Origin of the sequence: Wolbachia endosymbiont (group A) of Oxytorus armatus, assembly GCF_964027005.1 — a bacterium.
GTDB classification, from domain to species: domain Bacteria; phylum Pseudomonadota; class Alphaproteobacteria; order Rickettsiales; family Anaplasmataceae; genus Wolbachia; species Wolbachia pipientis.
On sequence record NZ_OZ034719.1, the window covers coordinates 398,579 to 425,302 of the forward strand.

26 protein-coding genes, 1 tRNA gene and 3 pseudogenes are annotated in these 26,724 nt (G+C 34.8%); 11 read left to right on the forward strand and 19 right to left on the reverse strand.

The window, feature by feature from the left end; all coding sequences use genetic code 11:
• Positions 1 to 28: 28 nt before the first annotated feature.
• From AAGD79_RS02055 to AAGD79_RS02095, 9 genes are all read left to right on the forward strand, one after another.
• Positions 29 to 358: a reverse transcriptase/maturase family protein gene (locus AAGD79_RS02055; protein WP_265024668.1), complete on the forward strand. Its 330-nt coding sequence runs from the start codon at positions 29 to 31 to the stop codon at positions 356 to 358.
• Positions 304 to 1,086: a group II intron maturase-specific domain-containing protein gene (locus AAGD79_RS02060; protein ID WP_196770138.1), complete on the forward strand. Its 783-nt coding sequence runs from the start codon at positions 304 to 306 to the stop codon at positions 1,084 to 1,086. The genes AAGD79_RS02055 and AAGD79_RS02060 overlap by 55 nt, the downstream gene beginning before the upstream one ends.
• The gene (locus tag AAGD79_RS02065) at positions 1,061 to 1,216 is read left to right on the forward strand and encodes a hypothetical protein (RefSeq protein WP_341811521.1); all 156 of its coding nucleotides are present in this window, start codon (positions 1,061 to 1,063) and stop codon (positions 1,214 to 1,216) included. Before AAGD79_RS02060 ends, AAGD79_RS02065 begins: the two co-directional genes overlap by 26 nt.
• A gap of 130 nt (positions 1,217 to 1,346) precedes the next feature.
• A complete protein-coding gene (locus AAGD79_RS02070; RefSeq protein WP_265043710.1) occupies positions 1,347 to 1,727 on the forward strand; it encodes a hypothetical protein in 381 nt (126 codons plus the stop codon).
• Between the two features lie 214 nt (positions 1,728 to 1,941).
• Positions 1,942 to 2,868, forward strand: a complete 927-nt coding sequence (locus AAGD79_RS02075) for a hypothetical protein (protein ID WP_264723760.1) — start codon at positions 1,942 to 1,944, stop codon at positions 2,866 to 2,868.
• A 63-nt stretch (positions 2,869 to 2,931) separates the two neighbouring features.
• Positions 2,932 to 3,009 (forward strand) — tRNA-Arg (locus tag AAGD79_RS02080).
• A gap of 82 nt (positions 3,010 to 3,091) precedes the next feature.
• Positions 3,092 to 4,210 (forward strand): molecular chaperone DnaJ, encoded by a 1,119-nt coding sequence (gene dnaJ, locus AAGD79_RS02085; protein ID WP_341811522.1) that lies wholly within the window; start codon positions 3,092 to 3,094, stop codon positions 4,208 to 4,210.
• A 208-nt stretch (positions 4,211 to 4,418) separates the two neighbouring features.
• The gene (locus AAGD79_RS02090) at positions 4,419 to 6,053 is read left to right on the forward strand and encodes a ribonuclease J (protein ID WP_341811523.1); all 1,635 of its coding nucleotides are present in this window, start codon (positions 4,419 to 4,421) and stop codon (positions 6,051 to 6,053) included.
• Positions 6,054 to 6,058: 5 nt separating this feature from the next.
• On the forward strand, positions 6,059 to 7,321 hold the full coding sequence (locus AAGD79_RS02095; RefSeq protein WP_006279726.1) for a Tol-Pal system protein TolB: 1,263 nt from the start codon (positions 6,059 to 6,061) through the stop codon (positions 7,319 to 7,321).
• A 41-nt stretch (positions 7,322 to 7,362) separates the two neighbouring features.
• On the opposite strand, the gene gatC is transcribed toward AAGD79_RS02095, so the two are convergent.
• The 3 genes from gatC to AAGD79_RS02110 all read right to left on the reverse strand — a co-directional run bounded on the left by gatC (position 7,363) and on the right by AAGD79_RS02110 (position 9,802).
• Positions 7,363 to 7,716 (reverse strand): Asp-tRNA(Asn)/Glu-tRNA(Gln) amidotransferase subunit GatC, encoded by a 354-nt coding sequence (gene gatC, locus AAGD79_RS02100; protein ID WP_015588776.1) that lies wholly within the window; start codon positions 7,714 to 7,716, stop codon positions 7,363 to 7,365.
• Complete coding sequence (locus AAGD79_RS02105) at positions 7,706 to 8,632, reverse strand: ribose-phosphate diphosphokinase (protein ID WP_155968767.1); 927 nt, start codon at positions 8,630 to 8,632, stop codon at positions 7,706 to 7,708. The genes gatC and AAGD79_RS02105 overlap by 11 nt, the downstream gene beginning before the upstream one ends.
• 303 nt (positions 8,633 to 8,935) lie before the next feature.
• On the reverse strand, positions 8,936 to 9,802 hold the full coding sequence (locus AAGD79_RS02110) for an ankyrin repeat domain-containing protein (protein WP_006280296.1): 867 nt from the start codon (positions 9,800 to 9,802) through the stop codon (positions 8,936 to 8,938).
• Positions 9,803 to 10,197: 395 nt separating this feature from the next.
• On the opposite strand from AAGD79_RS02110, the gene AAGD79_RS02115 reads away from it, so the two are divergent.
• Positions 10,198 to 12,579, forward strand: a complete 2,382-nt coding sequence (locus tag AAGD79_RS02115; protein ID WP_341811524.1) for a hypothetical protein — start codon at positions 10,198 to 10,200, stop codon at positions 12,577 to 12,579.
• A gap of 165 nt (positions 12,580 to 12,744) precedes the next feature.
• On the opposite strand, the gene AAGD79_RS02120 is transcribed toward AAGD79_RS02115, so the two are convergent.
• The 7 genes from AAGD79_RS02120 to AAGD79_RS02150 all read right to left on the reverse strand — a co-directional run bounded on the left by AAGD79_RS02120 (position 12,745) and on the right by AAGD79_RS02150 (position 19,309).
• Positions 12,745 to 14,487: a recombinase family protein gene (locus AAGD79_RS02120; RefSeq protein WP_341811525.1), complete on the reverse strand. Its 1,743-nt coding sequence runs from the start codon at positions 14,485 to 14,487 to the stop codon at positions 12,745 to 12,747.
• Positions 14,481 to 14,657: a hypothetical protein gene (locus tag AAGD79_RS02125; protein WP_182319925.1), complete on the reverse strand. Its 177-nt coding sequence runs from the start codon at positions 14,655 to 14,657 to the stop codon at positions 14,481 to 14,483. The genes AAGD79_RS02120 and AAGD79_RS02125 overlap by 7 nt, the downstream gene beginning before the upstream one ends.
• Before the next feature lie 391 nt (positions 14,658 to 15,048).
• On the reverse strand, positions 15,049 to 15,927 hold the full coding sequence (gene folD / locus AAGD79_RS02130) for a bifunctional methylenetetrahydrofolate dehydrogenase/methenyltetrahydrofolate cyclohydrolase FolD (RefSeq protein WP_265042931.1): 879 nt from the start codon (positions 15,925 to 15,927) through the stop codon (positions 15,049 to 15,051).
• Positions 15,911 to 16,486 (reverse strand): UbiX family flavin prenyltransferase, encoded by a 576-nt coding sequence (locus AAGD79_RS02135; RefSeq protein ID WP_341811526.1) that lies wholly within the window; start codon positions 16,484 to 16,486, stop codon positions 15,911 to 15,913. The genes folD and AAGD79_RS02135 overlap by 17 nt, the downstream gene beginning before the upstream one ends.
• Positions 16,479 to 16,745, reverse strand: a complete 267-nt coding sequence (locus AAGD79_RS02140) for a DUF2312 domain-containing protein (protein WP_010082293.1) — start codon at positions 16,743 to 16,745, stop codon at positions 16,479 to 16,481. Before AAGD79_RS02140 ends, AAGD79_RS02135 begins: the two co-directional genes overlap by 8 nt.
• A 13-nt stretch (positions 16,746 to 16,758) precedes the next feature.
• Positions 16,759 to 18,042, reverse strand: coding sequence for an HlyC/CorC family transporter (locus tag AAGD79_RS02145; protein WP_341811527.1), 1,284 nt, complete (start codon positions 18,040 to 18,042; stop codon positions 16,759 to 16,761).
• Positions 18,043 to 18,130: 88 nt separating this feature from the next.
• A complete protein-coding gene (locus tag AAGD79_RS02150; protein ID WP_006280246.1) occupies positions 18,131 to 19,309 on the reverse strand; it encodes an aspartate aminotransferase family protein in 1,179 nt (392 codons plus the stop codon).
• 275 nt (positions 19,310 to 19,584) lie between these two features.
• On the opposite strand from AAGD79_RS02150, the gene AAGD79_RS02155 reads away from it, so the two are divergent.
• Positions 19,585 to 20,757 (forward strand): NADH-quinone oxidoreductase subunit D, encoded by a 1,173-nt coding sequence (locus tag AAGD79_RS02155; protein WP_010962676.1) that lies wholly within the window; start codon positions 19,585 to 19,587, stop codon positions 20,755 to 20,757.
• 27 nt (positions 20,758 to 20,784) lie between these two features.
• Here AAGD79_RS02155 and AAGD79_RS02160 read toward each other — a convergent pair whose 3' ends face one another.
• The 9 genes and pseudogenes from AAGD79_RS02160 to AAGD79_RS02195 form a co-directional block, all read right to left on the reverse strand.
• Entirely contained in the window at positions 20,785 to 20,928 is a 144-nt protein-coding gene (locus AAGD79_RS02160) for a hypothetical protein (protein ID WP_153296793.1), read from the reverse strand.
• Positions 20,929 to 21,517: 589 nt separating this feature from the next.
• Positions 21,518 to 21,712, reverse strand: a pseudogene (locus tag AAGD79_RS02165) (IS256 family transposase); the annotation flags it as partial.
• An 80-nt stretch (positions 21,713 to 21,792) separates the two neighbouring features.
• Positions 21,793 to 23,110 (reverse strand): annotated as a pseudogene (locus AAGD79_RS02170) (IS4 family transposase).
• 242 nt (positions 23,111 to 23,352) lie between these two features.
• Positions 23,353 to 23,517, reverse strand: coding sequence for an IS3 family transposase (locus tag AAGD79_RS02175; RefSeq protein ID WP_084741697.1), 165 nt, complete (start codon positions 23,515 to 23,517; stop codon positions 23,353 to 23,355).
• Positions 23,510 to 23,671, reverse strand: coding sequence for a DDE-type integrase/transposase/recombinase (locus AAGD79_RS06965; RefSeq protein WP_010082071.1), 162 nt, complete (start codon positions 23,669 to 23,671; stop codon positions 23,510 to 23,512). The genes AAGD79_RS02175 and AAGD79_RS06965 overlap by 8 nt, the downstream gene beginning before the upstream one ends.
• Positions 23,672 to 23,690: 19 nt before the next feature.
• Positions 23,691 to 25,355, reverse strand: coding sequence for a recombinase family protein (locus AAGD79_RS02180; protein ID WP_341811362.1), 1,665 nt, complete (start codon positions 25,353 to 25,355; stop codon positions 23,691 to 23,693).
• The gene (locus AAGD79_RS02185; protein WP_182319925.1) at positions 25,349 to 25,525 is read right to left on the reverse strand and encodes a hypothetical protein; all 177 of its coding nucleotides are present in this window, start codon (positions 25,523 to 25,525) and stop codon (positions 25,349 to 25,351) included. The genes AAGD79_RS02180 and AAGD79_RS02185 overlap by 7 nt, the downstream gene beginning before the upstream one ends.
• Before the next feature lie 146 nt (positions 25,526 to 25,671).
• Positions 25,672 to 25,872: pseudogene (locus AAGD79_RS02190) on the reverse strand (hypothetical protein); the annotation flags it as partial.
• An 11-nt stretch (positions 25,873 to 25,883) separates the two neighbouring features.
• Complete coding sequence (locus AAGD79_RS02195; RefSeq protein ID WP_213863537.1) at positions 25,884 to 26,705, reverse strand: ATP-binding protein; 822 nt, start codon at positions 26,703 to 26,705, stop codon at positions 25,884 to 25,886.
• Positions 26,706 to 26,724 lie beyond the last annotated feature (19 nt).

Sequence of the window (26,724 nt, forward strand, 5' to 3'; positions counted from 1 at the left end):
GGAATATCGCCCGCTTGGTATACCAACTATATCGTGTCGAGCAAAACAAACACTTGTAAAAATGGTGTTGGAACCAGAATGGGAGGCAAAACTTGAGCCAAACACTTATGGTTTTAGACCTGGTAGATCATGTCATGATGCAATTGAAGCCATATTTGATGTGCTAAAACAGAAAACAGCATATGTATTAGATGCTGATATTTCTGGATGTTTTGACAATATTAACCATAATAAACTGCTTGAAAACCACACCAACGTTAAAGAAAATCATAAGAAGATGGTTAAGGGCAGGCGTTATGGAAGATGGAAAGTTTCAATCCACAAAACGTGGTACAATTCAAGGAGGCACCGTTGCTAGCTTGTGTTGCATTACACGGATTAGAGCAACATGTCAAAAAAGCATTAACAAACGAACTCTTTCAATGCATGAAAAGAAAATATGGTAGGATATCGCATAAAAACGCGCAAAAGTCTATTAGTGTAATTTTCTACTGTGATGATTTTGTCATCATACATGAAAACGAAGAGATTATTCTTAAAGCAAAAATTTTAGTTGAAGAATGGTTAGAAACCATTGGACTAAAATTAAAGCCCTCTAAAACAAGAATTTCTCATACATTAAGAACCATTGACGAAACAAAACCAGGATTTGATTTTCTTGGATTTTCAATAAGACAATATCCAACAAAAGAAAGTAAAAAAGGTTACACATTATTAATAAAACCAAGTCGTAATTCTATAAAGCAGCATACATTTGCTATTAAACATAAACTTAGAGAAATGCGTGGGGCGCCACAGGAAGTAATAATAAGGAATCTCAATCCAATAAACAGAGGATGGAGTCAATATTACTCTTCGGTAGTTTCATGTAAAATCTTTAGCTCATTGGATAATACTATACATAGAAAGCTCTGGAAGTGGGCAGTCTTTAGGCACCCAAACAAAGGGAAATGCTGGATAAAAAGAAAATACTTTAAAAAGTATAATAACGATAACTGGCGCTTTATGACAAGTAACAAGGTACGTCTTACTATACACAGCGATCATGTTATTAAACAAAGTGCAAAAAACCAGATCTCCATATGATGGTGATTGGGTATATTGGGGTAAACTTCTGAGAAAAATACCAGATAAGCCATTAAGAGTAATAAAACTATTGAAGTTACAACAAAGTAAATGTGATAATGTAGACTATGGTTTGAAAGTGATGATATAATAGAAATACATCATAAAGACCGGAATAGACGAAACAATATGATCAAAAATTTATCTTTGTTACATGGGCATTGTCACGATGAATTACACAGGAGGTGTGCATGACAAGCACCAAATTAGAGAGAAGCCGTATGAGGCGCAAAGTCTCACGTACGGTTTTGAAGTCGAGTGAGGAGGGGCGACCTTCTTCACTTAGACAACAGTATGCAGATGAAACTACAGATGAAGACCTAAGGAATATAGCAGAAAAATCACCAATAGTAAAGCTAGCATATGATGAGTTAGACAAGTTTTGCTGGAATGAGAAAGATTTAGTAGCATATGAAGAAAGAATAATGGATCTACGTAAGGAAGAAGCCATTCTTGAATACAAACTTGAGGAAGGTATAGAGAAAGGAAAAATCGAAGTTGCAAAAAATTTACTTAAAGCTGGTGTATCTGTTAATTTAATAGCTGAATCCACTGGCCTTTCTCAAGCTGAAATTGTACAGCTTAAGCAAGAAGTGGCCTAAGTATCACGTTTTTCAGGGCTTTTTTAGCTCGGCAGTGGTCTGAAAAGTCTATTTTTCACTTTATAAAATGTTTATATTTTACCACCTACTTTATTTGAATAAGTTCTTCTGCCACACTCTGAACGGATACTTGAATCAGGCTCAAGTTGACAAGTAGATGTTATCTTGTTATAATAAATATTTATTAATTTAATCTTAACTTAAGAGGGTATTTATGGTAGCAAGTGACAGTGTTTTAAAAAGGTATGCGTTAGCCTATATAAAGAAATTAGGTAATAATAATAATATTGAAGGGTTTCTACAGTATTGTAATAATACACCGAATTTAACTTGGAGCAAGGAGAATTTTAAAAATGTGTATGAAGAATTTACATATCCAAATTCAAGCAATAGGCACGATACAGGAAGCAGAAATGATCAATATAACGCAGGGAATAACACACAACCTACAGGCCCTCAGACTACACATATACATGTATACAATGATAGAGGTTTAGATTTTTGGGATTATTTACTACTTCGCAGCCTGTTTGGTGGTCATACTACAGTTATAAATAACCCTGGTTTCAGTAGTGGTAGCCATCAAAGCAGAGAAGATAAGAAAAAAGACTCAGAAGACAATAGAAAGTTATTAGCTTTAGGTATGGTAGCTGCAGTTGTGTGTGTTGCTTTCCATGCTGGTATGTGTTTTTGGTATAACAGCAGCAGAAAAGTGGCTAGAAAAGAAGAAAAAATAGATTACCTGGATAGTAAATTTAAAACGTTCAGAAATATAGAATTTGCGGTTGGCGCTGTTTCTTTGGCAGCTTTGGTAGCTTGTGCTGTTTACCCAGTCTTACCAGTGTGGGGTTTAGTTATCCTTGGCGTTAATTCTCTTGTGTGTTTTACTGGTGGTTTAGCTTTTCATATGAAGCATGAGGAAGAATCAGAAAATATCGAGAAAGCTAAAGGAGCGGTAGATAGCTGTCTTAGACAAGGGCATGGTTATGGAGATTCTTCTCGTTATGATGCACCACCTCCTTACTTTTCTCAAGATCCTAATACTACTCCAACTGCTCCTCCTTGTAGTGAATTTGATAATTCTAATGCGAAACGGCAGTTTGAGAATTGTGAGGGGTTCACGTATGATAGAAATCAATAGTTTTATTTTTAGCCAAATTAATTGAATCAAGCCACAAAATCTGCTAAAGTTAACTTTATGAAAGCACCCTTAGCTCAGTTGGATTAGAGCATTTGACTACGGATCAAAAGGTCGGGCGTTCAAGTCGCTCAGGGTGCACCACATTTTATAGGAAGCAGAAGTCACACTTGAAATTAATATATGCAATACCTATCTTTAAAGGTTAAGCACTAAACTATTATATATGAGCAAAAAAGACTACTATGAGCTACTGGAAGTAGGCAGAAATGCCAGTATTGATGAGATAAAAAAAGCGTATAAAAAATTAGCGTTAAAATATCATCCTGATAGAAATCCTGGCAATCAAGAAGCAGAGGAAAAATTTAAAGAAGTAACAGCTGCATATGAAGTTCTGTCTGACTCTGAGAAAAGGGCAGGCTATGACCGTTATGGCCACGAAGGTGCTTCTGGTGGATTTCAAGGCTTTAGCTCTGCAGGAGATTTTAGCAACATATTCAATGACTTCTTTGGTGGAGGATTCGGTGGTGGTGCAAGTAGATCGAGAGCAAAAAGAAGTACAACAGGAGTATCTGGAGCAGACCTACGTTATGATCTTGAAATTACCTTAGAAGATGCATTTAAAGGAATACAAGCGCCTATACATTATGTGACAAATGTAAAATGTGATACATGCCAAGGCACAGGTGGCGAAGGAGCAATTAAACCAGTTCAGTGCCACACATGCCAGGGAAGCGGTAGGATTAGAACTCAACAAGGCTTTTTTACCATCGAAAGAACATGTACTACATGCTATGGGGAAGGAGAAATAATACAAAACAAATGTAAGAAATGTGGTGGAAGTGGACGTAGAAGAGATGAAGTAAATATATCCGTTTCAATTCCAAAAGGCATAGAAGAAGGAGCTAAGGTAAGGATAAGTGGTAAAGGAGAAGCTGGAACAAAAGGTGGAAAAAGTGGAGATTTATACGTATACGTGAAAATAATTTTCCATAAAATCTTTGCTAGAAATAAAGCAGATTTACACTGTAAAGTGCCTATAAGAATGACACTAGCAGTGCTTGGTGGTGAAATCGATATTCAATCAATTGATGGAGCTAAAATAAAAGTAAAGGTCCCTGAAGGCACTCAAACTGGTACCAAACTACGTTGTAGGGAAAAGGGTATGCCATATATGAACTCACATGCTCGTGGTGATTTATACGTACAGGTAATAGTTGAGACTTTAAATCCAAAAAATTTAACTAAAAAGCAAATTGAACTATTAAAAGCGCTTGAAGAAGAGGAAAATGCAAGTGTACAACAGCAATCTGAAGGGTTTTTTAGTAAAGTAAAAAAAAAATAAGAAATCTGCTAAATGACATAAAGGGGTAACTGTTTACGGGTTTTCATTTAATCCTGCAATTCTTTGACCTTATTAATGGAAAACTTAACAATAGTGTTATTATTAGCCAACAGAAACTTCTTAGTTCCTTAAAACTATGTAAAAGCAATAAATTTCTTTATTTAAGGTCGAAGTTTTGCTATTCTCAGGTTTTAATAATTTAAATTTAATGAATATAAACAAAAATGAGTTTTTATTTCTTCCGCTTGGGGGAGTAGGAAGAATCGGGATGAATGTTAGCCTATATCATTACCAAGGTAAGTGGATTATGATCGACCTTGGTGTTGGTTTTGCAGATGAAACTATGCCAGGTGTTGAGCTGCTCATTGCTGATATAGATTTTATTGCTCAAAGAAAAAAAGATTTACTTGGAATAATAATTACACATGCACATGAGGACCACTGCGGTGCAGTGCCCCACTTGTGGGAAGAGTTGCAGTGCTCCATATATACAACAAAGTTTACGGTTAATTTTCTTAAAGAGAAACTAAAAGAATTTCGATTGGAAGGTATAGTGCCTGTGAAAGAGGTAGACATAAATGGCAGCATAAATTTGGGTCCTTTTACCGTCGAGTTTATAAATGTAACTCATTCAATTCCTGAGGCAAATTCAATATTAATTAGCACTGAAATGGGTAGTGCACTCCATACCGGAGACTGGAAATTTGATCCAAAACCTGTTGTTGGATTAACTTCTAATATCGAGCGTCTAAAAGAAATTGGCGATAAAGGTGACCTGCTTGCAGCAATTTGCGATTCAACCAATATATTAAGCAAGCATCACCCTGAGTCAGAAGGTGAAATTTATAATAATATTTATAACATAATAAAGCGGTCTAAAAAATTAGTTGCTGTTTCGCTATTCGCTTCAAATGTGGCACGAATTGAAACGATAAGCCAAGCTGCAAAAGCACTAAATAGAAAAGTAGTTTTACTTGGTAGATCTTTATGGAGAATAGTGAAAGTTGCGCAAGATAGTGGTTATTTAACTGATTCTCCTCAGTTTCTTGAAGCAAAGGAAGCAGTAAATTTTCCAAGGGAAGAACTGGTGCTACTTTGCACAGGTTGTCAAGGTGAGCCACTGGCAGCTACCGCAAGACTTGCTGCTAAGAGTCATCAAGCATTTAAAATGCAGCAAGGTGATACCATGATCTTTTCGTCAAAAATCATTCCTGGAAATGAAACTCGTGCGCACAACATGCTCAATGCCTTTATTGAGATGGGGGTAGAAGTTATTACTGAAAAAACAGAGCATGTTCATGCTTCTGGGCATCCAACAAGAGAAGAGCTAAAGGAAATGTATTCTTTAATAAAACCGAAGATGTCTATTCCAGTTCACGGCGAATATATTCACACGCATGCACATGTAAAATTTGCTAAAGAGTGCGGTGTGGCAAAAGCAATAATGATTGCACCAGGTGATATTGTTAATTTGGAGAACGGAGAAAAGGTTGATTCAATTGATGTTGACTACTTTGGTATTGATGGTATGTTGCTACGTCATCCGGAGAGCAGTGTTATAAAAATGCGTAAAAGAATGAGAGATGCCGGAGTTATTGTGGTAACAGCAGTTGTAAACAAGAAAAATAAATTGCTTGCTAAACCAAAAGTATTTGTACCTGGTGTTTTTGAAGTGCTAGAAGATGCAGCTACCATACAGAAAATTGTCAAGAAAGTTGAGTCGTTGTTTAGTTTGCAGCCAACAAAAAAAATTAAAAATAAGATTGAAAGTTCAATATTGAGTATCTTAAAGGAATATTTACTAAAAAGACCTATAATTGAGGTTCAGATAGAACAGGTATGAAATGAATGAAGCTATTCGTTCATCTGGTGTTATTTATTTCGTTATTTATTCCTTATTTTACAAAAGCTGCTTTATATGTTGATATAAAAAAAAGCAGTGTTGGTAACATTGGTCTTGTTGTATCTAAATGTACATGTAAAACAGCGTTGGAAAGCGAATTAAGCGAAAATATTGCAAAGGTAATAGGAACAAATTTATCTAATTGTGGCTTATTTAATGTAAAACGTGGCGCGGAAGCTGAATCTAAATCTTGGAAAAGCGATACTGTAGTCACAGTAAGTTTAAGCGAAATATCTGGTAGTGCATTAGAGCTATCATTTCGTTTATTTGACGCTTTTACAAAAAGAGAATTACTTACTCAGTCAGTTGTTTTTCCAGCAAAAGACTGGAGAAAAATTGGTCACCTCGTTTCGGATGTGATACATGATAGATTAATTGGTGAGAAAGGGCACTTCAACACAAAAATCACGTATATCGCTGAAGAAAAAGATAGCAACTACAAATCTGTGCGTAAAATTGCTGTGATGAATCAAGATGGAAGTAATATAAAATACTTAACAAATGGCGATAGATTTGTGTCAACACCGAGATTCTCACCAAATGGAAAGGGTATTGTTTATATCTCGTACGCAAATGGTAAAAGTTATATAATATTAAAAAATTTAAAAGATAACACTGAATCAATAATCAGCGCATTTGAAGGAGTTGTTTCTGCACCAAGATTTTCTCCCGATGGTAAATCTCTTTTAATTTCCCACTCATTGGGTGGTGAAACGAATATATTATCTTTGGATTTAAGTAGTAAACGAACAAAAAAAATTACTAAAGGTTCAGCTATAAGCACTTCTCCCTCTTTTTCTCCAGATCAAAAGTATATGGCTTTTAGTTCTGATATAAGTGGGAGTCAGCAACTGTACGTTATCGATTTTACTAACAAAAGTAAAAAACCTAAAAGAATTAGTTTTGGAAGTGGAAGATATGCTACGCCTGTTTGGTCGCCAAAAGGAGATCTGATAGCTTTTACAAAGATTCAGTCAGGAAAATTTTACATAGGAGTTATGAAGCCAGATGGCAAAGAAGAACGTCTGCTTTCAGAGGGGCATAAAATTGAATCCCCGGCATGGCTACCAAATGGTAGAGAAATCATTTTTACAAGAACAGAATCACCAAGCAACTCTAAACTATATTTAGTAGACTTAGTAAAGAAAAATCAAAAAATGGTTTCCACTCCCACAAATGCTTCTTTACCGGATTGGTCTTATTTTTGAAAGTAGATCTATTATAGGTTTGATATGAGCCTTATTTTACTTTAATCGCTTATAACCTTTGGCACTACAAAATACCCATGCTCAGGTTTTGTATTGGACAATATCTCTTTTTTAATGTTTTGAGAATTTATAACATCATCGCGTACATGAATGTCCTTGTCTATGCTGCCATAACGCATAGGAGAAACACCTTCAGTATTAACTTGCAATAAAGTATCATGTATCCAATCCAGCATTGTCAGTTCTTTGGAGTAGTGATCAATCTCGTCATTTGATAACTTAATCCTTACAAGCTGTGCAATTTTAAGCATTTCTTCCTTGGTAATTGTTATTTTTCTCTTATTTGCAAATTCTATTAGTGAAGTAATAACGTCTTCTGTTGACTTAGCTGGCATTTCTACCTCCTTGGATGAAGTGAGTTAAAATATTTACAACCGAAACAACTTCTATTTTACCAGTTTTTTCAAGTTTGTGAAGTATGGTATCCGTAATCACTAATTTATCTAAAGAAGAGGAAGAGATTTTCTCAACTGCACTTCCTGAAAGCACACCGTGTGTGATGCATGAAGTTACGGACTTTGCTCCGTAACTTTTTAAAGCAAGAGCTGCATTACACAATGTTCCACCAGAGTCAACTATATCATCAACAATGACACAATTTTTGTTTGCAACTTCTCCTATTATGTTCATTACTTGAGATGTGCCTGCTTTCTCCCTATATTTATCTACTACAATAATCTTATCACTTAACCCTATCTTGTACTTTTCCTCTAAAGTCTTTGCAAAAGCACGTGCTCTACCAATTGCTCCAACATCAGGTGCAACAATTGCCAAATTTTCCGTGTGTATAGAGTCAACAAATGCTTCAAAGCAGTTCAAATTAGTTATCGGTACATCAAAGAATCCTTCAATTTGACTTGAGTGCAAATCAATAACTGCAACACTACTTGCACCTGCAGTTTGAATAAGATTTGCAACTAATTTGGCACTTAAAGCAGACTGCACATTATTGTTCTTGATAATTCTATCTTGCCTGCTATATCCATAATAAGGAATAATTACTACTATCCTTTTGGCTCCTAATCTATTTACTGCATCAATTATGAGCAGAAGCTCCATAAGGTTATCATTCACAGGGGGAGAAAGAGATTGTATTATATATACTTCTTGATTATATAGATCATTTGCTACTTCTACATTTACCTCGCCATCGGTAAACTTTGATATCCAAGCAGAGGATGGTTGAACATCTAGCCGGTTAACTACTGATTCCCCTAATTCCTTACTAGCATTACCTATTATTATCTTCATAACGCACTAATTGAGTTTTTAAGATTATACAGAAATTGTAAAATAATTGAAATGTAAGTGTCTTTATCTAGCATTCTTGTCGGTGAATTAGGTACCTCTTGTACAATGACCTGTCATTTTCACGCGTTGTTTCAATATACAGACCCAAATTGAAACAACTATACAAAATCCTGCTTATGTTTCAAGATAAATGACTTTAATGAAATATAATTTATCTAGTCATTTGTATCTGCTAACATACTACACTTCCCATTGTAGAGCCTCTGCAACTTACTGAAATTTATAATCGCTTTATAAAAAGTTTTATACTCTTTGCTTAATTGGAGGTGCTACCTCTGCACTTTCTGCTCTGTCTAGGGTACTACTTGGTTTTTCTGCAGTAATTTTTTGAATGCTACCATCTACCTTATTCTTGATATCTGCTCCATATGATCTTAATACTTCAATAGCTTTTTCGTTTCCACTATTCAGCGCAATATCCAAAGCATCCATTCCATCATTATTTTTGTGGTTGATAAAATTCTCTAACTCAAAGATTTTTATATATTGCTCAATGATGAATTCTACCACTTTTCCAGGGCAATTATTAGCGGCAGGAAAGAGTACTGCATTGTTATTATTGTCTTTCTTTGTTACATCTGCTTTGAGCTTGTCTATCAAATACTTGATAATTTCTATTCTGCTATCATCTTCTGCTTCAGTGCACTGCCTAGCAGCTAAAAACAGAGCTGTTCGCCCATTATTGTCCACATCTTCAATATCTTGTCCCTTATCAATTAAGGCTTGTATTATATTTTTGTTCCCATATAAAGCAGCAAAGTGAAGAGGAGTATACCCTTCGGTACTTTCTCTTTCATTAATCAATGCACCATGGCTAGCTAGTAATTCTATAAATTCTGGCGTATTTGCAAAAACTGCAAAGTGCATTGGTGTTAGATCATCTTTACCATGATTTTGAGTTTTTGCATTAACGTTTGCTCCATTTTTTATCAGCAATTTTGCTATTTCTAATTGTTTGCGTCCGATGGCAATATGCAGTGGCGTACGATTGCGTTCATAATGATCATTGACGTTTGTGCCACATTTTATTAGTAGTTCTGCAGCTTCAATATTACCTTCCTGAATTGCAACGTATAAGGAAGCATATCCATCTTTTGTTTCCTCTGTCATACGAAATTGCGAACATGTTAGTTCATATATTATTAAGGATTATTATTAAGTTTTTATTAATACAATATTAATGTAGCGGGATGACGAGCTTATCGTCATCCCGCCGCGAACCGTCATACCGCCGCGGTATCTCTAGATCCCGCTAACAAGCAGCGGGATGACGGTTTTTCAAATTATCGTAAGTCAGTTTAGCTATAGCTACAAGTTTCATTCTTCCCTTACAAATAACTTTACTGCGTCCTTTTTTCGGATTCAGAATTAGCAAGAAACGTTCTTGTAAGGTGGTCTACTAAAATTTTGCTTTATAAAACAATGTCTGAACTATGCAATTAATACATTATCAACACAACTGATTCATAAAAGCAAATATTATAACCACGAAGAGAGAAAATGTTATGCTTAGTTTAATAAGAAAGACCTTGAGAAAAAAAATGACTCATCAGGTAAACGATTCGAAATTGAAAGAGAAAGATGAAAAAAGTATTTTAAAATTAGCATCAAAAATAAAAGGCAAAAAAAGTAGCATTGCTGAAGAACTAGAAAAAATATCTAAAAAGGAAAAACAAAGGATTCTTACTACGGAAGTAAGCAAACATCGGGGTAAAGAACCAACTATTATATCACTTGCTTATGCTATACTACGTAAAGATAGTATAGCTGTTGAGAAAATGTTAAGAGTAGCTAAAGAAAACGGTATTCTGAAAGACATTCTTGACACAACAACAACTATAAAATATCCAGGTGGTCATGAAGAAACTTGCACACCACTTACTTATGCCATATTATGTAAAAATAGCAAAACTATTGAAGAAACTTTAAAAGTCTCTAAAGAAAACGGTATTCTGAAAGATATTCTTAACGCAACAACAACTATAAAATATCCAGATGGTCGGAGAGCAACTGTTACACCACTTGCTTATGCTATACTATATGAAGATAGTATAGCTATTGAAGAAATTTTAAAAGTCTCTAAGGAGAACGGTATTCTGAAAGATATTCTTAACACAACAGCAACTATAAGATATCCAGATAACAAGGAAGTGACTTACGCGCCACTTGCTTATGCTATGTTCTGGAAGGATAGCAAAGCTATTAAAGAAATTCTAGTAGCAGCTGAAGAGAACAGTATTCTGAAAGATATTCTTAACACAACAACAACCATGAAATATCTAGACCGGGAAGTGACTTACACACCACTTGCTTATGTTATACTACGTAGAGATAGTATAGCTGTTGAGAAAGTGTTAAGAGTAGCTAAAGAAAACGGTATTCTGAGAGATATTCTTGACACAACAATAACTATAAAACATTTAGATAGCCGGGAAGTGACTTACACACCACTTGCTCATGCTATGTTCTGGGAGGATGGCAAAATTATTAAAGAAATTCTAGTAGCAGCTGAAGAGAACAGTATTCTGAAAGATATTCTTGACGCAACAACAACTATAAAATATCTAGATGGTCAAGAAGAAATTTACACACCGCTTACTTACGCCATATCATGTAAAAATAGCAAAACTATTGAAGAAATTTTAAAAGTCTCTAAAGAAAACGATATTCTGAAAGACATTCTTGACGCAACAACAACTATAAAATATCTAGATGGTCAGAAAGAAATTTACACACCGCTTACTTACGCTATATCATGTAAAAATAGCAAAACTATTGAAGAAATTTTAAAAATCTCTAAAGAAAACGGTATTCTGAAAGATATTCTTGATGCAACAACAACTATAAAATGTCCAGATGGTCATGAAGAAACTTGCGCACCGCTTACTTATGCTATACTACGTAAAGATAGTATAGCTGTTGAGAAAATGTTAAGAGTAGCTAAAGAAAACGATATTCTGAAAGACATTCTTGACGCAACAACAACTATAAAACATTCAGATAGCCGGGAAGTAACTTACACACTACTTGCTTATGCTATACTGCGTGAAAATAGTATAGCTATTGAAGAAATTTTAAAAATCTCTAAGGAGAACAGTATTCTGAAAGATATTCTTAACGCAACAATAACTATAAAATGTCTAGATGGTCGGAGAGTAACTGTTACACCACTTGCTTATGCTATACTACGTAAAGATAGTATGGCTGTTGAGAAAATGTTAAGAGTAGCTAAAGAAAACGGTATTCTGAAAGACATTCTTGACGCAACAACAACTATAAAATATCCAGATGGTCAGGAAGAAACTTGCACACCACTTGCTTATGCTATACTACGTAAAGATAGTATAGCTGTTGAGAAAATGTTAAGAGTAGCTAAAGAAAACGGTATTCTGAAAGACATTCTTAACACAACAATAACCATAAAACATAAAAATAATCAAAAAGTAACTGATAAGTTACTTGCCGCATTACATGATCGCAAAGTTATTCAAAAAATTTTAGACATAGCTAGAGAAAATGATATTCTGAAAGACATTCTTAATGCAACAATAACTATAAAATATCCAGATAGTGAAGAAAAAATCTACACACCACTTACTTATACAATATCATGTAAAAGCAACGAAGCTTTTAATACAACAAGAGCTATAAATCAAGATGGTCAGGAAAAAACTCACATCCCATTTCCTACCCTTGATAAAAGAGAAACTGAATTAAAATTAAAAGAAAAAAGACAAAGTAGAAGAGATGAGGGATTAAATTTTAACAATGGTAGTAGTGACAAAAATGTTGAAATAAAAGTTAATGGGGATATCTTGTTGCAGCATAGTAGTGGAATTGAAAATGAAATAAATCATACTGCTGTACGTAATGATGTAAGGGGGTAAAGCCTCTAATAGAAAGTAGAGTAAATGTTAAAGTACAGAATATAAATGCAGTGATTGCAACTTCTGTGACATTTAAAATGATTGCAACTTCTGTGACACTTGAGTTGGTAGCTAGTAAAATAACATGTGTACTGTCAAAACCCACCACTAAATTGGAAGAAGTAGCTATAACATATTTTCAAGGTTTAGCACTATATTTGTGAAACTTAATTTATATGTGCTAAACAAGATGCTGATTAGTTTTATAGCTAACCCAAGAAAGGTTTCCCTACCCCTACAACAACATTGCAAGCATTGATTTTTCTCCATATGAAAAGAGTCTGGAAGCTCTTTTACTCTAAACACAATGTTTACATCCTCAAAATTAATCTCAATTCGCTTAACTAACGTTCTAATAATATCACGTTTAGTTAGCCAGTCTGCATTATTAAGACTTGAGTTAATACTAGAGGAAAACCCCTCTAAATTTGTTACTACTAGAGTTAACTCTTGTGTGAGTTTTTTCTGATCAAATATCTTTTTCTTTTGTTCTTCAACCATTTTTAAGTTTTGTTTCATTGCTTTAATTCTTGGCTCAAATTCTTCTTGATCAATATATTCTTGAGCATAACTATCAATTAACCTTGCAATACCTCGTTTTAACTTATCTTCTTGTATTTCAAGCAAAGCACTTTTTTGATCTAGTGGTGATTTTTTAAGTTCTGAAAGTCTACGTTTATACTCCTCTAATATTCTATTTGGATTTTTTAATAGATGTTTTACCTCTTCCCACACAGCCATGTCTAATGTATCTGTACGAATTAATTTGTTGTTACACATTTTATTACCGCCAAAACGGTATGAATCCGTGCCAACACAACGATAATATACCTGATTATTAGTTTTTTCCCCCTCCTTATTCCTTGCAGTGCTAGTACCATAATATGCATAATTGCAAAGCTTACATACTACTAAACCTTGCAATAAATGTCTTGCTCCTCTTTGTCTTGTTCTTGCTATTTTTCTATTCTCAGCTAATTGTTCTTGAACGATTTCAAATAAATCTTCGCTTACTATACTAGGTACTTTAATATAAATCCAATCCTCTTTTGGAACAGGATAAGTAGAATAATTATCTTTTGGATGCTCGCAGGAGTTTTTTTTCGGTCTTATATGTTTTAGTTTGACACCAAACCTTGTTTTACCAAAAGCTGCTTGTCCTTTATAAGCAGAGTTTTTTAACATACTCAAAACTACAGCCCTATCCCAATACTCTTTTCCAGTTCTCGTCATAATGGACATAGCACTTAGCCTACGACATACTTCTCCTATACTGGCTCTTTCTCTTCCTACCCAAGAAAATACTTTACGAACAACTTCAGCTTCTTCTTCATAAATCTCAAATAAGGCCTGTCCTGTTTCTGTATTTTTGTTTATATAACGATAGCCATAAGGAGCAGCACTCATTACACTTATACAACCCTTATTTGCTGCATAAATCTTTCCTCGACGACTTCGTTCCATGATTTTTGCACGTTCGTATTCTGCTATCATACCTTGCATTTGTAATAGTAATTGAGATTCTGGATTATCGCTAATTTGATGATTTAAAAAAATGACTTCCACTCCTAATTTCTTAAACTCTTCAAGTAATATCATCTGATATGCATACTTACGAGATAAACGATCAGGAGAATGAATATAAACCTTATCAATGTTACCTTCTGCTATTTTATCACGTAATTTTTCCAAACCAGGACGGATTATGTTAGAACCACTATAACCATTATCAATAAATTTATATTCATTTAATAATTTATGTCCATCCATACTAATTTGATTCTCTATAGTAGCAATTTGGCTTGCTATTGTATCTTCTTGTGCTTGCTTCCCTGAAGAAACTCTTGCATATAAACTAACTGTTACCATTTTACCGTCCTCAAATCTACTTTCTTATATTCAGAGTTTTCTTCCTTTTTGCTCGCTTTTATTGGTTTACTTAACACTAATTTTTCATATGCATCTAATAGATACAACTCTGCTAATCGATTTACTTCATAACTACAACTAATACGAACTATTAATTTCTTGTTGCCCATGAGCTCTACCATATATTATCCATCGAGACATATGGTTATTTGATCATTAGCTCTATAAATAAATTCAACTCTCCGTTCTTTTTGTAGAAGCTTTCGGGAAATAGTCTTCTCAAGTTTCAGGTTTATTGCAATATTGTTGGCGGAGTCCCTACGTCATACCGCCGCGGTATCTCAGCATAGATTCCGCTAACGAGTAGCGGAATGACGAATTTGTTGTTTTTCAAATTGTAGGTAAACCTAAGCCACTTTAGCTATACTTGTAGAGAAAAAAGAATAGATGATGATCCTAAATATTTAATAAATTTGACTACTGAGGAATTTCAAAAATCTCAATTTTTTATTAATTGTGATATGGTACATTCTATCTTCATATAGCTTTCCTCTTCATACCTCAACTAATGAAATCAGAAGCATCAACTCCCTTTTGCAAGCAAGCAGCAATAACAGTGTTCATCATTAGAAATGCAATGGTCATTGGGCCAACGCCCCCGGGTACTGGGGTCATAGCTTTGGCTTTCCCTTTTATTCCTTCAAAGTCAACATCACCTACAAGCTTTCCTACGTTAACGCTATTTATGCCAACATCGATCACTATTGCACCTTTCTTTATCCAGTCTGCTTGAACAAAATTTGGCTTTCCGACTGCTGCAACTACTATATCCGCTTTAGAGCAATATTCAGCTAAATCCTTGCTTTGTGAATGCAAGATGGTGACAGTGCAGTTTTCTTGCAATAGCAGGTAAAACGTTGGCTTGCCCACGATATTTGACCTACCAATTACCACTGCGTTTTTACCGGAAAGGTTCTCTTCAATTGACTTAATTAAATGCAAAGAACCTTTAGGAGTGCAAGGTATAAGACAGTTTTTTTCACCTTTAACTAATTTGCCAACGTTTTCATCATGAAAGCCATCTACATCTTTTTCAACACTTACTGTGTTAATTACTCTGCTTGCACTAATATGATTTGGTAAAGGCAACTGTACTAAAATGCCATGCACAGATGGATCTTCATTTAACTCATTGATTTTCTCAATCAATTCATCTTCTAAAATATTATTAGGCAAAACAATGGTCTCAGAACTTATGCCTATTGATTCTGCTTTTTTCTGTTTGTTGCGAACATAAACCTGACTTGCTGGATTGCTACCCATGAGAATTACTTTCAGGCAAGGAAAAATGTTATACTCTCTCTTTAAAATATCAATTTTTTGTGATAGCCTCTCACATAGGTCGTTTGCTATTTTTTTACCATCAATAATAATTGTCACTTCCTTGCCACTCATTAAAGTCGGGTAATTTGATATCAAATAAATCCAATACTTTGCCAACAGAATGATTAATAATATCATCCAACGATTTCGGTTTAATATAAAAAGCAGGCACTGGTGGAGCAATAATTGCTCCCATCTCCGTTAATTTTAACATATTTTGTAAATGCCCAAGATGCAGTGGTGACTCTCGCACCATAAGAACTAACTTTCTTCTTTCTTTTAGTGTTACATCTGCAGCCCTTGTCAATAGATTGGAAGTAACACCTGATGCGATTTCAGACATTGTCTTCATAGAGCATGGTGCTACAATCATCCCTGAGGTTTTAAATGAGCCGCTTGCTATTTTTTCTCCAATCTTTTCTTCAGAATAGTAAAAATCTGCAAGTGATGTAATATCTTCAAGTTTTTCTTTAATCTCGTGAGCTAAAGTTACTTTCCCAGCACGACTTATCACTAAATGAGTTTCATAATCGACGTCTTTCAACGCTTCTAAAATACGCACACCGTAAATAGAACCAGATGCTCCACTTATTCCAATTACAATTCTGCTATTCACTTAACTCTTCTTCGTAGCTCATTCCCAATGCACGTTTATAGGTATCAAGCAATATTTCTTGTTCCTCTCTGTCATCATCATCCATCTTCCTCAGCCTAATAATTTGTTTCATCACTTTTATATCCCAACCTTCATCTGCGGCTTTTGCATATACATCACGAATGTGATCTTGCACATCCCTCTTTTCTTGTTCAAGTTTTTCGATTCTCTCTATGTAACCCTTCAACTCTTCAGCCGTTATTTTTACTGTATCTTCCATGAAACTCCACTAATTAATTGCTGCCACTAATATTACCAATTTTTACTTGCACTTCAACAACAGTAATAATATTTTTATCTTTTTTTAAAATCTTAAAGCGAAAACCATACATGGAAAACTCCTCGCCTTCGTCAGGAATGCGCTCTATTTCATTCACAATCATACCTGCTAGAGTTGTAGCTTCTTCATCAGGGAGATTCCAGTATAACTGCCTGTTAATGTCCCTAATAGTAGATTTTCCTTCTATGTGATACATATTATCAGATATTTTCTTTATAAAATTCTCCGTAATCAAATCATGTTCATCCGAAATTTCTCCAACTATTTCTTCCAGTATATCCTCAAGAGTTACAATTCCCTGCAGTGCTCCATACTCATCAATAACAAATGCAAAGTGTTTCCTGTTCTTACGGAAGTTGTGAAGTTGCACGCTGAGCGGTGTACTTTCTGGTATGAACCAAGGCCTTGACATAACTTGGGTAATGTCAACTTCTTCCGCTTTATTATTCTTTTCACGCAAAGCATTTATTAGAGCTTTCACGTGAATTACACCTACAATGTTATCTGGTTCCTTCTGCCATAAAGGTACTCTACTGTGACTGCTGGTTAAAATCTCTCTTATTAACTCTTCTTTATTCCGATCTATATCAAGAGAAAATAGGTTTCTTCTATGGGTCATAATTTGTGATATCTCTGTCTCAGCCAAATCAAGTATGCTGCTTAGCATATCTAAATCCTGTTGCAACATAGTTCCTTCACTGCGGTGAAGAGTAATCATATTACGCATTGCATCCGCTGCAGATATCACTTCCTTATCTTTATGCAGCCCACATAATTTTAGGATGAGGTTAACAATAAATTGAATACCTAGTGTCAATGGAGAAAAAATCTTTACAAAAAACAATACAAAATAAGCAGAAAATGATGCAAATTTTTCAGGATTTTGAATAGCATAAGTTTTTGGTAGAACTTCGCAGAACAATAAAATACAAAATGTCATTATAATTGTTGATAGGAGAATGCCCTCATTTCCAAAAAGATTGATAAATATTGCTGTAAATAAAGCAGAGCAAGTAATATTAATAATTGTATTGCCGAGCAATACCGTTCCTATTGTCAATTCTTTCCTATTTAATAAGCGATCTATTACCCTGGCTTTTTTGTTACCGTCTAGCTTTAGCTTATTAACTCGAGAACGGCTAATTGAGGTTAAGCCTATTTCTGCTCCTGAGAACAAAAACGATAAAACTAACAAAACAAAAATTGCTGATGATACTAAGACCAATAACCAATCCATTAAAGTACGATGTTATTGTGATAAAAAATAAAATTAATTTTACATGTTATGAGAGGCATTTGCAAGCCTAAATTTATATTGCCGAATTTTATATACCTTTAATCTTAAAAAACAAATCATAAAGCATATTACACGCTGCGTTCACATGCTCATCCTCAATGATAAGTGGTGGGGTTACCCTTACTACTTTGTTGTTTAAAACCCTAGTTATTATTAAACCTTTATCAAGAGATCGACTAATAATTTTATCAGCTACAAGAGTTGCTAGTTCTATTCCCATTAGTAACCCTTCTCCACGAACTTCTAAAATCATCTCAGGAAATTCTTTAGCTAAAAGCAACAGCTTTTCTTTTAAATATTTACTAATTCTTTTAACATGATCAAAAAAGCCTTCTTTTAGCATTATATCGAGCACTGCATTACCAACAGTCATGGCAAGTGGATTGCCACCATAGGTTGATCCATGAGTTCCTGGAGTAATTGCTTCTGCTATATAATCTTTCACTAAACATGCAGCTACAGGAAAACCGTTACCCATAGCCTTCGCACAGGTTAGCATATCAGGTTCAATGCCGACATTTTGATAATGAAATAAAGAACCGATGCGTCCATATCCGCACTGCACTTCATCAAAGCACAAAATTATTCCTTGAGCTTTTGTTATTTCCCTTACTTTTTGAAGATATTCTACGTCTAGTGGATATACTCCACCTTCGCTTTGTATGGGCTCTAAAAATACAGCAGCTATTTCATTGTTGATTTTTTCTTCTAATGCTTTAATGTCATTTCTTGGCACTTTATCAAAACCAGAAAGGAGCGGAGCAAAACCTTCGCGTGATTTTTCATTGCCTCCAGCAGAAATTGCAGCAATACTGCGGCCATGAAAGCCTCCTTCAATTGTAATAATACGATTACGTTTTGCTTGCCCTTTTGAATAAAAGTAACGACGAATAAACTTAATTGCAGCTTCTGTTGCTTCAAGCCCACTTGAGCAGAAAAAAACTTTATCTGCAAAAGTAAGGGTTGTTAAACGCTCGGCAAGCCTTTCTTGCTCGGGAATAGTGAAAATGTTAGAGCAGTGCCATAATGAGCTCGATTGCTCTTTCAGCTTATCTGTAATGTATGGATGACAATGCCCTAAAGAAGTTGTAGAAATACCTGCAGCAAAATCTAAATATTTTTTACCATCTTTATCAAAAAGATATGCCCCTTCTCCCCTGACTATAGGAGTGTCAAGTCTATTATACGCATTAACAACATGATCCATTTTATAAGTATTGTGGTATTATCTATACTATACCTGAAATGAATCCATTAACACAAAGCTTTTCCTTTAACCTCTTATGCTACTTCAACTAAAAATTTGGCTAATGCAAACCTTTTTTGTCATTCTATAGCTAAAATGACTTGGTTTTACCAACACTTATTAGCCATTGTAAAAGTTTTTGTTTCTATTGAATGATAGTTGTAGCCTATGCAAGAAGTTTATTGACTTTGAGCGCATTTTAGCCTATACAATTTTAATATCTTAAACTACTGGACATGCCCGATCTAAAGACAATGATGTTAAATTTTGGACCTCAACACCCAGCTGCACATGGAGTGTTGCGTCTTGTTTTAGAGATGGATGGTGAAGTGATCGAGAGGGCAGATCCCCATATTGGGCTTTTGCACCGCGGTACTGAAAAATTAATAGAACATAAAACGTATCTTCAAGCTTTGCCTTATTTTGATCGCCTTGATTACGTATCACCAATGTCACAAGAGCATGCATATTCACTTTGTGTGGAGAAATTGTTGCAATGTGAAGTGCCAATTAGGGCAAAGTATTTACGTGTCTTGTTTTGTGAACTGACGAGAATACTAAATCATTTACTGAACGTTTCTTCTCAAGCACTTGATGTTGGAGCAATGACCCCTCTTTTATGGCTCTTTGAAGAAAGAGAAAAAATACTGGAATTTTACGAAAGAGCTTCAGGTGCAAGGTTTCACGCAGCTTACATCAGGCCAGGTGGAATTGCAGCAGATGTTCCAGAAGATTTGATTGAGGATATTGCAAAGTTTATAGAGCAATTTCCAAAATATATAGACGATGTTGATGAACTTTTAACAGAAAATAGGATATGGAAGCAACGCACTGTAGGAATTAGTGAAATATCAATTAAACAGGCACTTGATTGGGGCTTTAGTGGCCCAATGTTGCGCGCTGCTGGGCTTGCTTGGGATTTGCGAAAAAGCCAGCCATATGAGATATATGATCAACTAGATTTTGATATACCGATCGGCCAAAATGGCGACTGTTATGACCGTTATCTAGTTAGAATGGCAGAGATTAGGCAATCTATCAGTTTGGTGAAGCAGTGCATAGAGAAAATGCCTGAAGGGCAAATAAAAACTGAAGATAGAAAAATTTCTCCACCGTCAAGAGCAGAGATGAAAAAATCTATGGAAGCTCTGATTCACCATTTTAAGCTCTATTCAGAAGGATATCACGTACCAGAAGGTGAGGCTTACGCAGTTGTTGAGGCACCAAAAGGTGAGTTTGGAGTGTATATAGTTTCAGATGGTACCAATAGACCTTATAGGTGCCGAATAAGAGCACCTGGCTTTGCGCATTTACAAGCCTTAGACTTTATGGCAAAAGGACACATGCTTGCTGACGTTGCAGCAATTATTGGCTCACTCGATATAGTTTTTGGTGAGATTGATAGGTAATCATTGGTACCCGTTCAGGCAATGGCGTCATGCAAGTAGCTGACACATAACTGTACGAACATTTGTTTGCAAAGGCAGTATGTTAAGTGTTATAGCCGATTTTGCCTCAAACACAAAGGCAGTGCCTTGACTACTTGGATCCAGAAAAATTGATTGTGTACTATACAACATTTTTGATCAAAAGCGTAACCGTTCACTGTTAGACTGCATTCTATGATTTTTAGCAAAACATGATCTTTCATTTGAGCTTCCTTCAATTTAAAATAAATACAGAAAATTGCTGCCTATAGCTAAACTGACTTAGATTTACCAACAATCGTCATCCCGCTACTTGTTAGCGGCTAAGAGATACCGCGGCGGCATAGCTATCTTCAAAAATATGGTTGAATAATTGTGTGTATAATTATTAATATTTTTAAACACTTTGGCTATGGCTTTATCTAAGTTTCTCGACCCTAAGCTGGATTTAACCTTCAAAAAAACATGTAGGGTCAAGAACTGGCGCGCCTACTTTAGGGTTTGGTGGCTGATCCATTGTTTTCACAATAGGCCTCAATCCAAATTCCCATGTTAACGTTTCCAGCTCCCGCCTCGTCAAACGCAGCATCCGCACTACGCTTTCCTAGCAGATTCTTTACCAAAGTTTATAACATATTGTGCTGGTGATGCTTTCGGTTTGTAATACCTTATTCTGTAGTCTGAATATAGACCCAGCGTTTTGTATATCCATTCGCTACTCCACTTCTTCCAACCAAACCCTCTCTTCACTTTCAGCTAATAAGTGATTTTCTATTTCACCTTCCAAACTTGCCTCCAGCAGCTTTTTTATAAGTGGTGTAAATGCTCCATCCCTTCCTGTTAATGGTCTGCCTTCCCTTATTGATGACAGTATATTTGCTTCCAGTTCTTTGTAATCTACCAAACCGGTAGTTCTGTTTACTACTTTCTGACTCATTGTCAAACCTCCATTTTTTTTATATCAATTTATTACTTTTTTTTCGGTTTGACACACTTTTTTGAACCATACGCGTCAAGTTAAGAGATTGTGAGCAAATTTAGAGAGGTTAAAGTGGATACTCTAGCCCTTCTACGTTTGTCTTTTAATGAAAATCGCGACCAAGTTATAGTGAGTTTTTTAAGAAATGCTTTTAAACTATTAATTTTGGTTAATACTAAAAATAACTCTCTAACCCGCCTTTTTAGCTCAATAAATGCCTTTGTTAAGCTAAGTTCTGTATTCTTTTTCACTTCTGTGCAACCAACTATGCCGTGAAATATAAGAATTGCGCACAATTTAGCATATAGTTCACATAATACTCTGCATGGCTTTCCTTTTAGCTTATCAAGCCTGATATGGCTTTTATACAATTTAAATAATAACTCAATTTGCCACCTTACTCTGTAAATCGTTAATACTTGCTCAGCACTAATTTTATTTTCTGGAACATTAGTTATAAATATTGACCAGTTCAACAATTTTTGATTTCTTTTAGAGGATGTATATCCCTGCGATCTTGCTAATCTATTAGCTTTCCTTCTTCTGGCCATAGACTGTTCTTCAGTTAGTTTCTGACATATAATTCTTACTCTAATTTTTGCTTCTTTTCCTAACAATACCTCGTTTTCTAAAAATAACTTATCCTCTAAACATTCTAATAACTCCATTTTTTGATTTGTTTCTACATCATATATGTTGGTATCGACGACTTATGAAATAAGCTCCTATTTCATTGATTTGTTTAAAAGAACTTGGCACAAAATAACCGAGATCAGATATTAGCAAATCATTGCTTAATATATTACTTAAATGTTTCCTATATCCCTGGTCTGATCTTACCCCCTCCGTTAAATTAAGTTGGTCTATTATCTGATTCATGTAGTCGAAAACTAATTGTAACTTTATTCCAGACTTAGTATTGCTTTCATAGCCACTGTAGCTAGTACCATAACCTTTATACATCTCTTCCATACTGTTAGGTAGAGTAATATAGCTACTGTCCAATAATTTAACACTATTAAATTGCTGTAAGATTTTGCAATCAACTTGCAAGATATTTTTAAAGAGAATCACAGATTCATTATACATCCTTTTCATAAATTCCACTGCTTCTTCAGTAAATCTAAAATCCAAACCTTGTTTTGTTATATCTATCGAGTCCTCGTTTAGTAATTGACACATTGTTTCTACGCTACAATTATCAACTCCTATATTACCCAAGACCATGGCTTTTACGAATGATGAACCTTTTAGCTTTCTCTTTCTTTTTATAAACCTTGTTGTAATTGAGATTTTCTCTGCTTTTTCATTAAAAAATTCTTTGAGCTTTTTTGATAAGCAAGTTATTTTATTCATTGGTTCTCTCACTAAAAGTATATCTGGGAGAACTTATACCTTATTATTCTATCTCTTTCATACCTTTATTTCCTTAACTTGACGCGTATGGTTCAAAAAAGTGTGTCAAACCGAAAAAAAAGTAATAAATTGATATAAAAAAAATGGAGGTTTGACTGACCTTACCCAGAAAAAGTGGAGAGAAAGTGTGGAATGTTTTTTACAAAAAGAATGATGCATCAAATTGTTCTGGAATGCAATAGTTAATAGTGACGTTGTTTGTTATAAAAAATTTCTATGTATTCAAATATTGCAGTTCTAGTGTGTTGAGCAGAGTGTTGTGAAGTATCAATAAGTATTTCTCTTTTCAATGAGCTAAAGAAGCTTTCTGCAACAGAATTGTCGTAACAACAGCCTTTATTACTCATCTATATTCTTTACAGCTAAGAGATATTGATACCCTTGCGCAGTATATTGTGAACCTTGGTCACTGTGCAGCAGTAGATTTTTAACAGGTTTACGCCTATTAATGGCCATTAATAAAGAGTTCATAACCAATTGTTTATTTATTGCACTACTCATTAACTACCATACGTGAGAATTATTGCTGCCAAATATAGCCATCCCTACCCCTACAACAACATTGCAAGCATTGATTTTTCTCCATATGAAAAGAGTCTGGAAGCTCTTTTACTCTAAACACAATGTTTACATCCTCAAAATTAATCTCAATTCGCTTAACTAACGTTCTAATAATATCACGTTTAGTTAGCCAGTCTGCATTATTAAGACTTGAGTTAATACTAGAGGAAAACCCCTCTAAATTTGTTACTACTAGAGTTAACTCTTGTGTGAGTTTTTTCTGATCAAATATCTTTTTCTTTTGTTCTTCAACCATTTTTAAGTTTTGTTTCATTGCTTTAATTCTTGGCTCAAATTCTTCTTGATCAATATATTCTTGAGCATAACTATCAATTAACCTTGCAATACCTCGTTTTAACTTATCTTCTTGTATTTCAAGCAAAGCACTTTTTTGATCTAGTGGTGATTTTTTAAGTTCTGAAAGTCTACGTTTATACTCCTCTAATATTCTATTTGGATTTTTTAATAGATGTTTTACCTCTTCCCACACAGCCATGTCTAATGTATCTGTACGAATTAATTTGTTGTTACACATTTTATTACCGCCAAAACGGTATGAATCCGTGCCAACACAACGATAATATACCTGATTATTAGTTTTTTCCCCCTCCTTATTCCTTGCAGTGCTAGTACCATAATATGCATAATTGCAAAGCTTACATACTACTAAACCTTGCAATAAATGTCTTGCTCCTCTTTGTCTTGTTCTTGCTATTTTTCTATTCTCAGCTAATTGTTCTTGAACGATTTCAAATAAATCTTCGCTTACTATACTAGGTACTTTAATATAAATCCAATCCTCTTTTGGAACAGGATAAGTAGAATAATTATCTTTTGGATGCTCGCAGGAGTTTTTTTTCGGTCTTATATGTTTTAGTTTGACACCAAACCTTGTTTTACCAAAAGCTGCTTGTCCTTTATAAGCAGAGTTTTTTAACATACTCAAAACTACAGCCCTATCCCAATACTCTTTTCCAGTTCTCGTCATAATGGACATAGCACTTAGCCTACGACATACTTCTCCTATACTGGCTCTTTCTCTTCCTACCCAAGAAAATACTTTACGAACAACTTCAGCTTCTTCTTCATAAATCTCAAATAAGGCCTGTCCTGTTTCTGTATTTTTGTTTATATAACGATAGCCATAAGGAGCAGCACTCATTACACTTATACAACCCTTATTTGCTGCATAAATCTTTCCTCGACGACTTCGTTCCATGATTTTTGCACGTTCGTATTCTGCTATCATACCTTGCATTTGTAATAGTAATTGAGATTCTGGATTATCGCTAATTTGATGATTTAAAAAAATGACTTCCACTCCTAATTTCTTAAACTCTTCAAGTAATATCATCTGATATGCATACTTACGAGATAAACGATCAGGAGAATGAATATAAACCTTATCAATGTTACCTTCTGCTATTTTATCACGTAATTTTTCCAAACCAGGACGGATTATGTTAGAACCACTATAACCATTATCAATAAATTTATATTCATTTAATAATTTATGTCCATCCATACTAATTTGATTCTCTATAGTAGCAATTTGGCTTGCTATTGTATCTTCTTGTGCTTGCTTCCCTGAAGAAACTCTTGCATATAAACTAACTGTTACCATTTTACCGTCCTCAAATCTACTTTCTTATATTCAGAGTTTTCTTCCTTTTTGCTCGCTTTTATTGGTTTACTTAACACTAATTTTTCATATGCATCTAATAGATACAACTCTGCTAATCGATTTACTTCATAACTACAACTAATACGAACTATTAATTTCTTGTTGCCCATGAGCTCTACCATATATTATCCATCGAGACATATGGTTATTTGATCATTAGCTCTATAAATAAATTCAACTCTCCGTTCTTTTTGTAGAAGCTTTCGGGAAATAGTCTTCTCAAGTTTCAGGTTTATTGCAATATTGTTGGCGGAGTCCCAGCGGCCATGTGGACAAGCCAAGAGATCAAAAAGTCACTCTTGCCGATTTTAGGTGGGCCACCCAGTACCAATAAGCCTCTTTTTATTAAAATTCTTGGTGAGATTATATCTTCTGGTATTGGCGATTGATCATCCAAGTATTCTTTCACACTGAAAAAAGGAATTTTTTGACCAATAGTTAAAAAGTTTTGTAGCATATAATAACCTCCTATATGTTGTGCGTGATAGGTTGAATTGCAAAAGCTTTGGTTTTAATCTTTGTAAGAAGTTTTCCTAGATGCGGTTCTTCAACCATATTCAGGCATCCACTTCGATCTTTAGCAGGATATCCCCAAGAATTAATTGTCTGACAGACAAATGAACGAACCTCTGTACCATCATCTTTCTTGATTCCAACCATACTGATTACTTCGTCAACTATCCCAGGAATTTCACTTGCAGTTTTAGCTCCTTCACATTGAGGTAGCCAAGTTGAGCGATTGAAATCATCAAGGTATTGCCCAAGAGTTCCAACTGTAATGATGTCTTTATTTGGAATATGTTGAAACTGATTGAGCCAAGCCATCATCTCTTGAGCAAGTAACCCGTAAGCAGCTCTCATATCTTGTTTTCCTGATCTTTCAGAAAAAGCTTCAGGTTGCATTTTTGACCATAAAAGACATAAACGCGAGGCTACTGTAATACTATCGATAAAAACACATCGATACTTGAGAAACTCCGAAGCAAGCTCTTTGTATTTACTGGATACATGCTCATAGTGTCTTTGGCTATATGCTGAGTCAGATTTTAACGCAGGATTAGGACCACCTATGAGACATGCAATATCTCTTGCCTCATTCCAAGTACGAATACTTACAGAATCCCCTTGCCAATCTTGAACAGCAAGTAAACCTGCCTCAAAATCAAGACAAAGTGTTGGTTCATTTATGGTCTTTAAGAGACTAGTTTTACCTATACCATAAGGACCAAAGATGACCATTTTTATACCTGTTTGAACTTTTAGCCGTTCATTGCTGTTCATTATTTTCATTTTTCTCCCAGTACCTAAA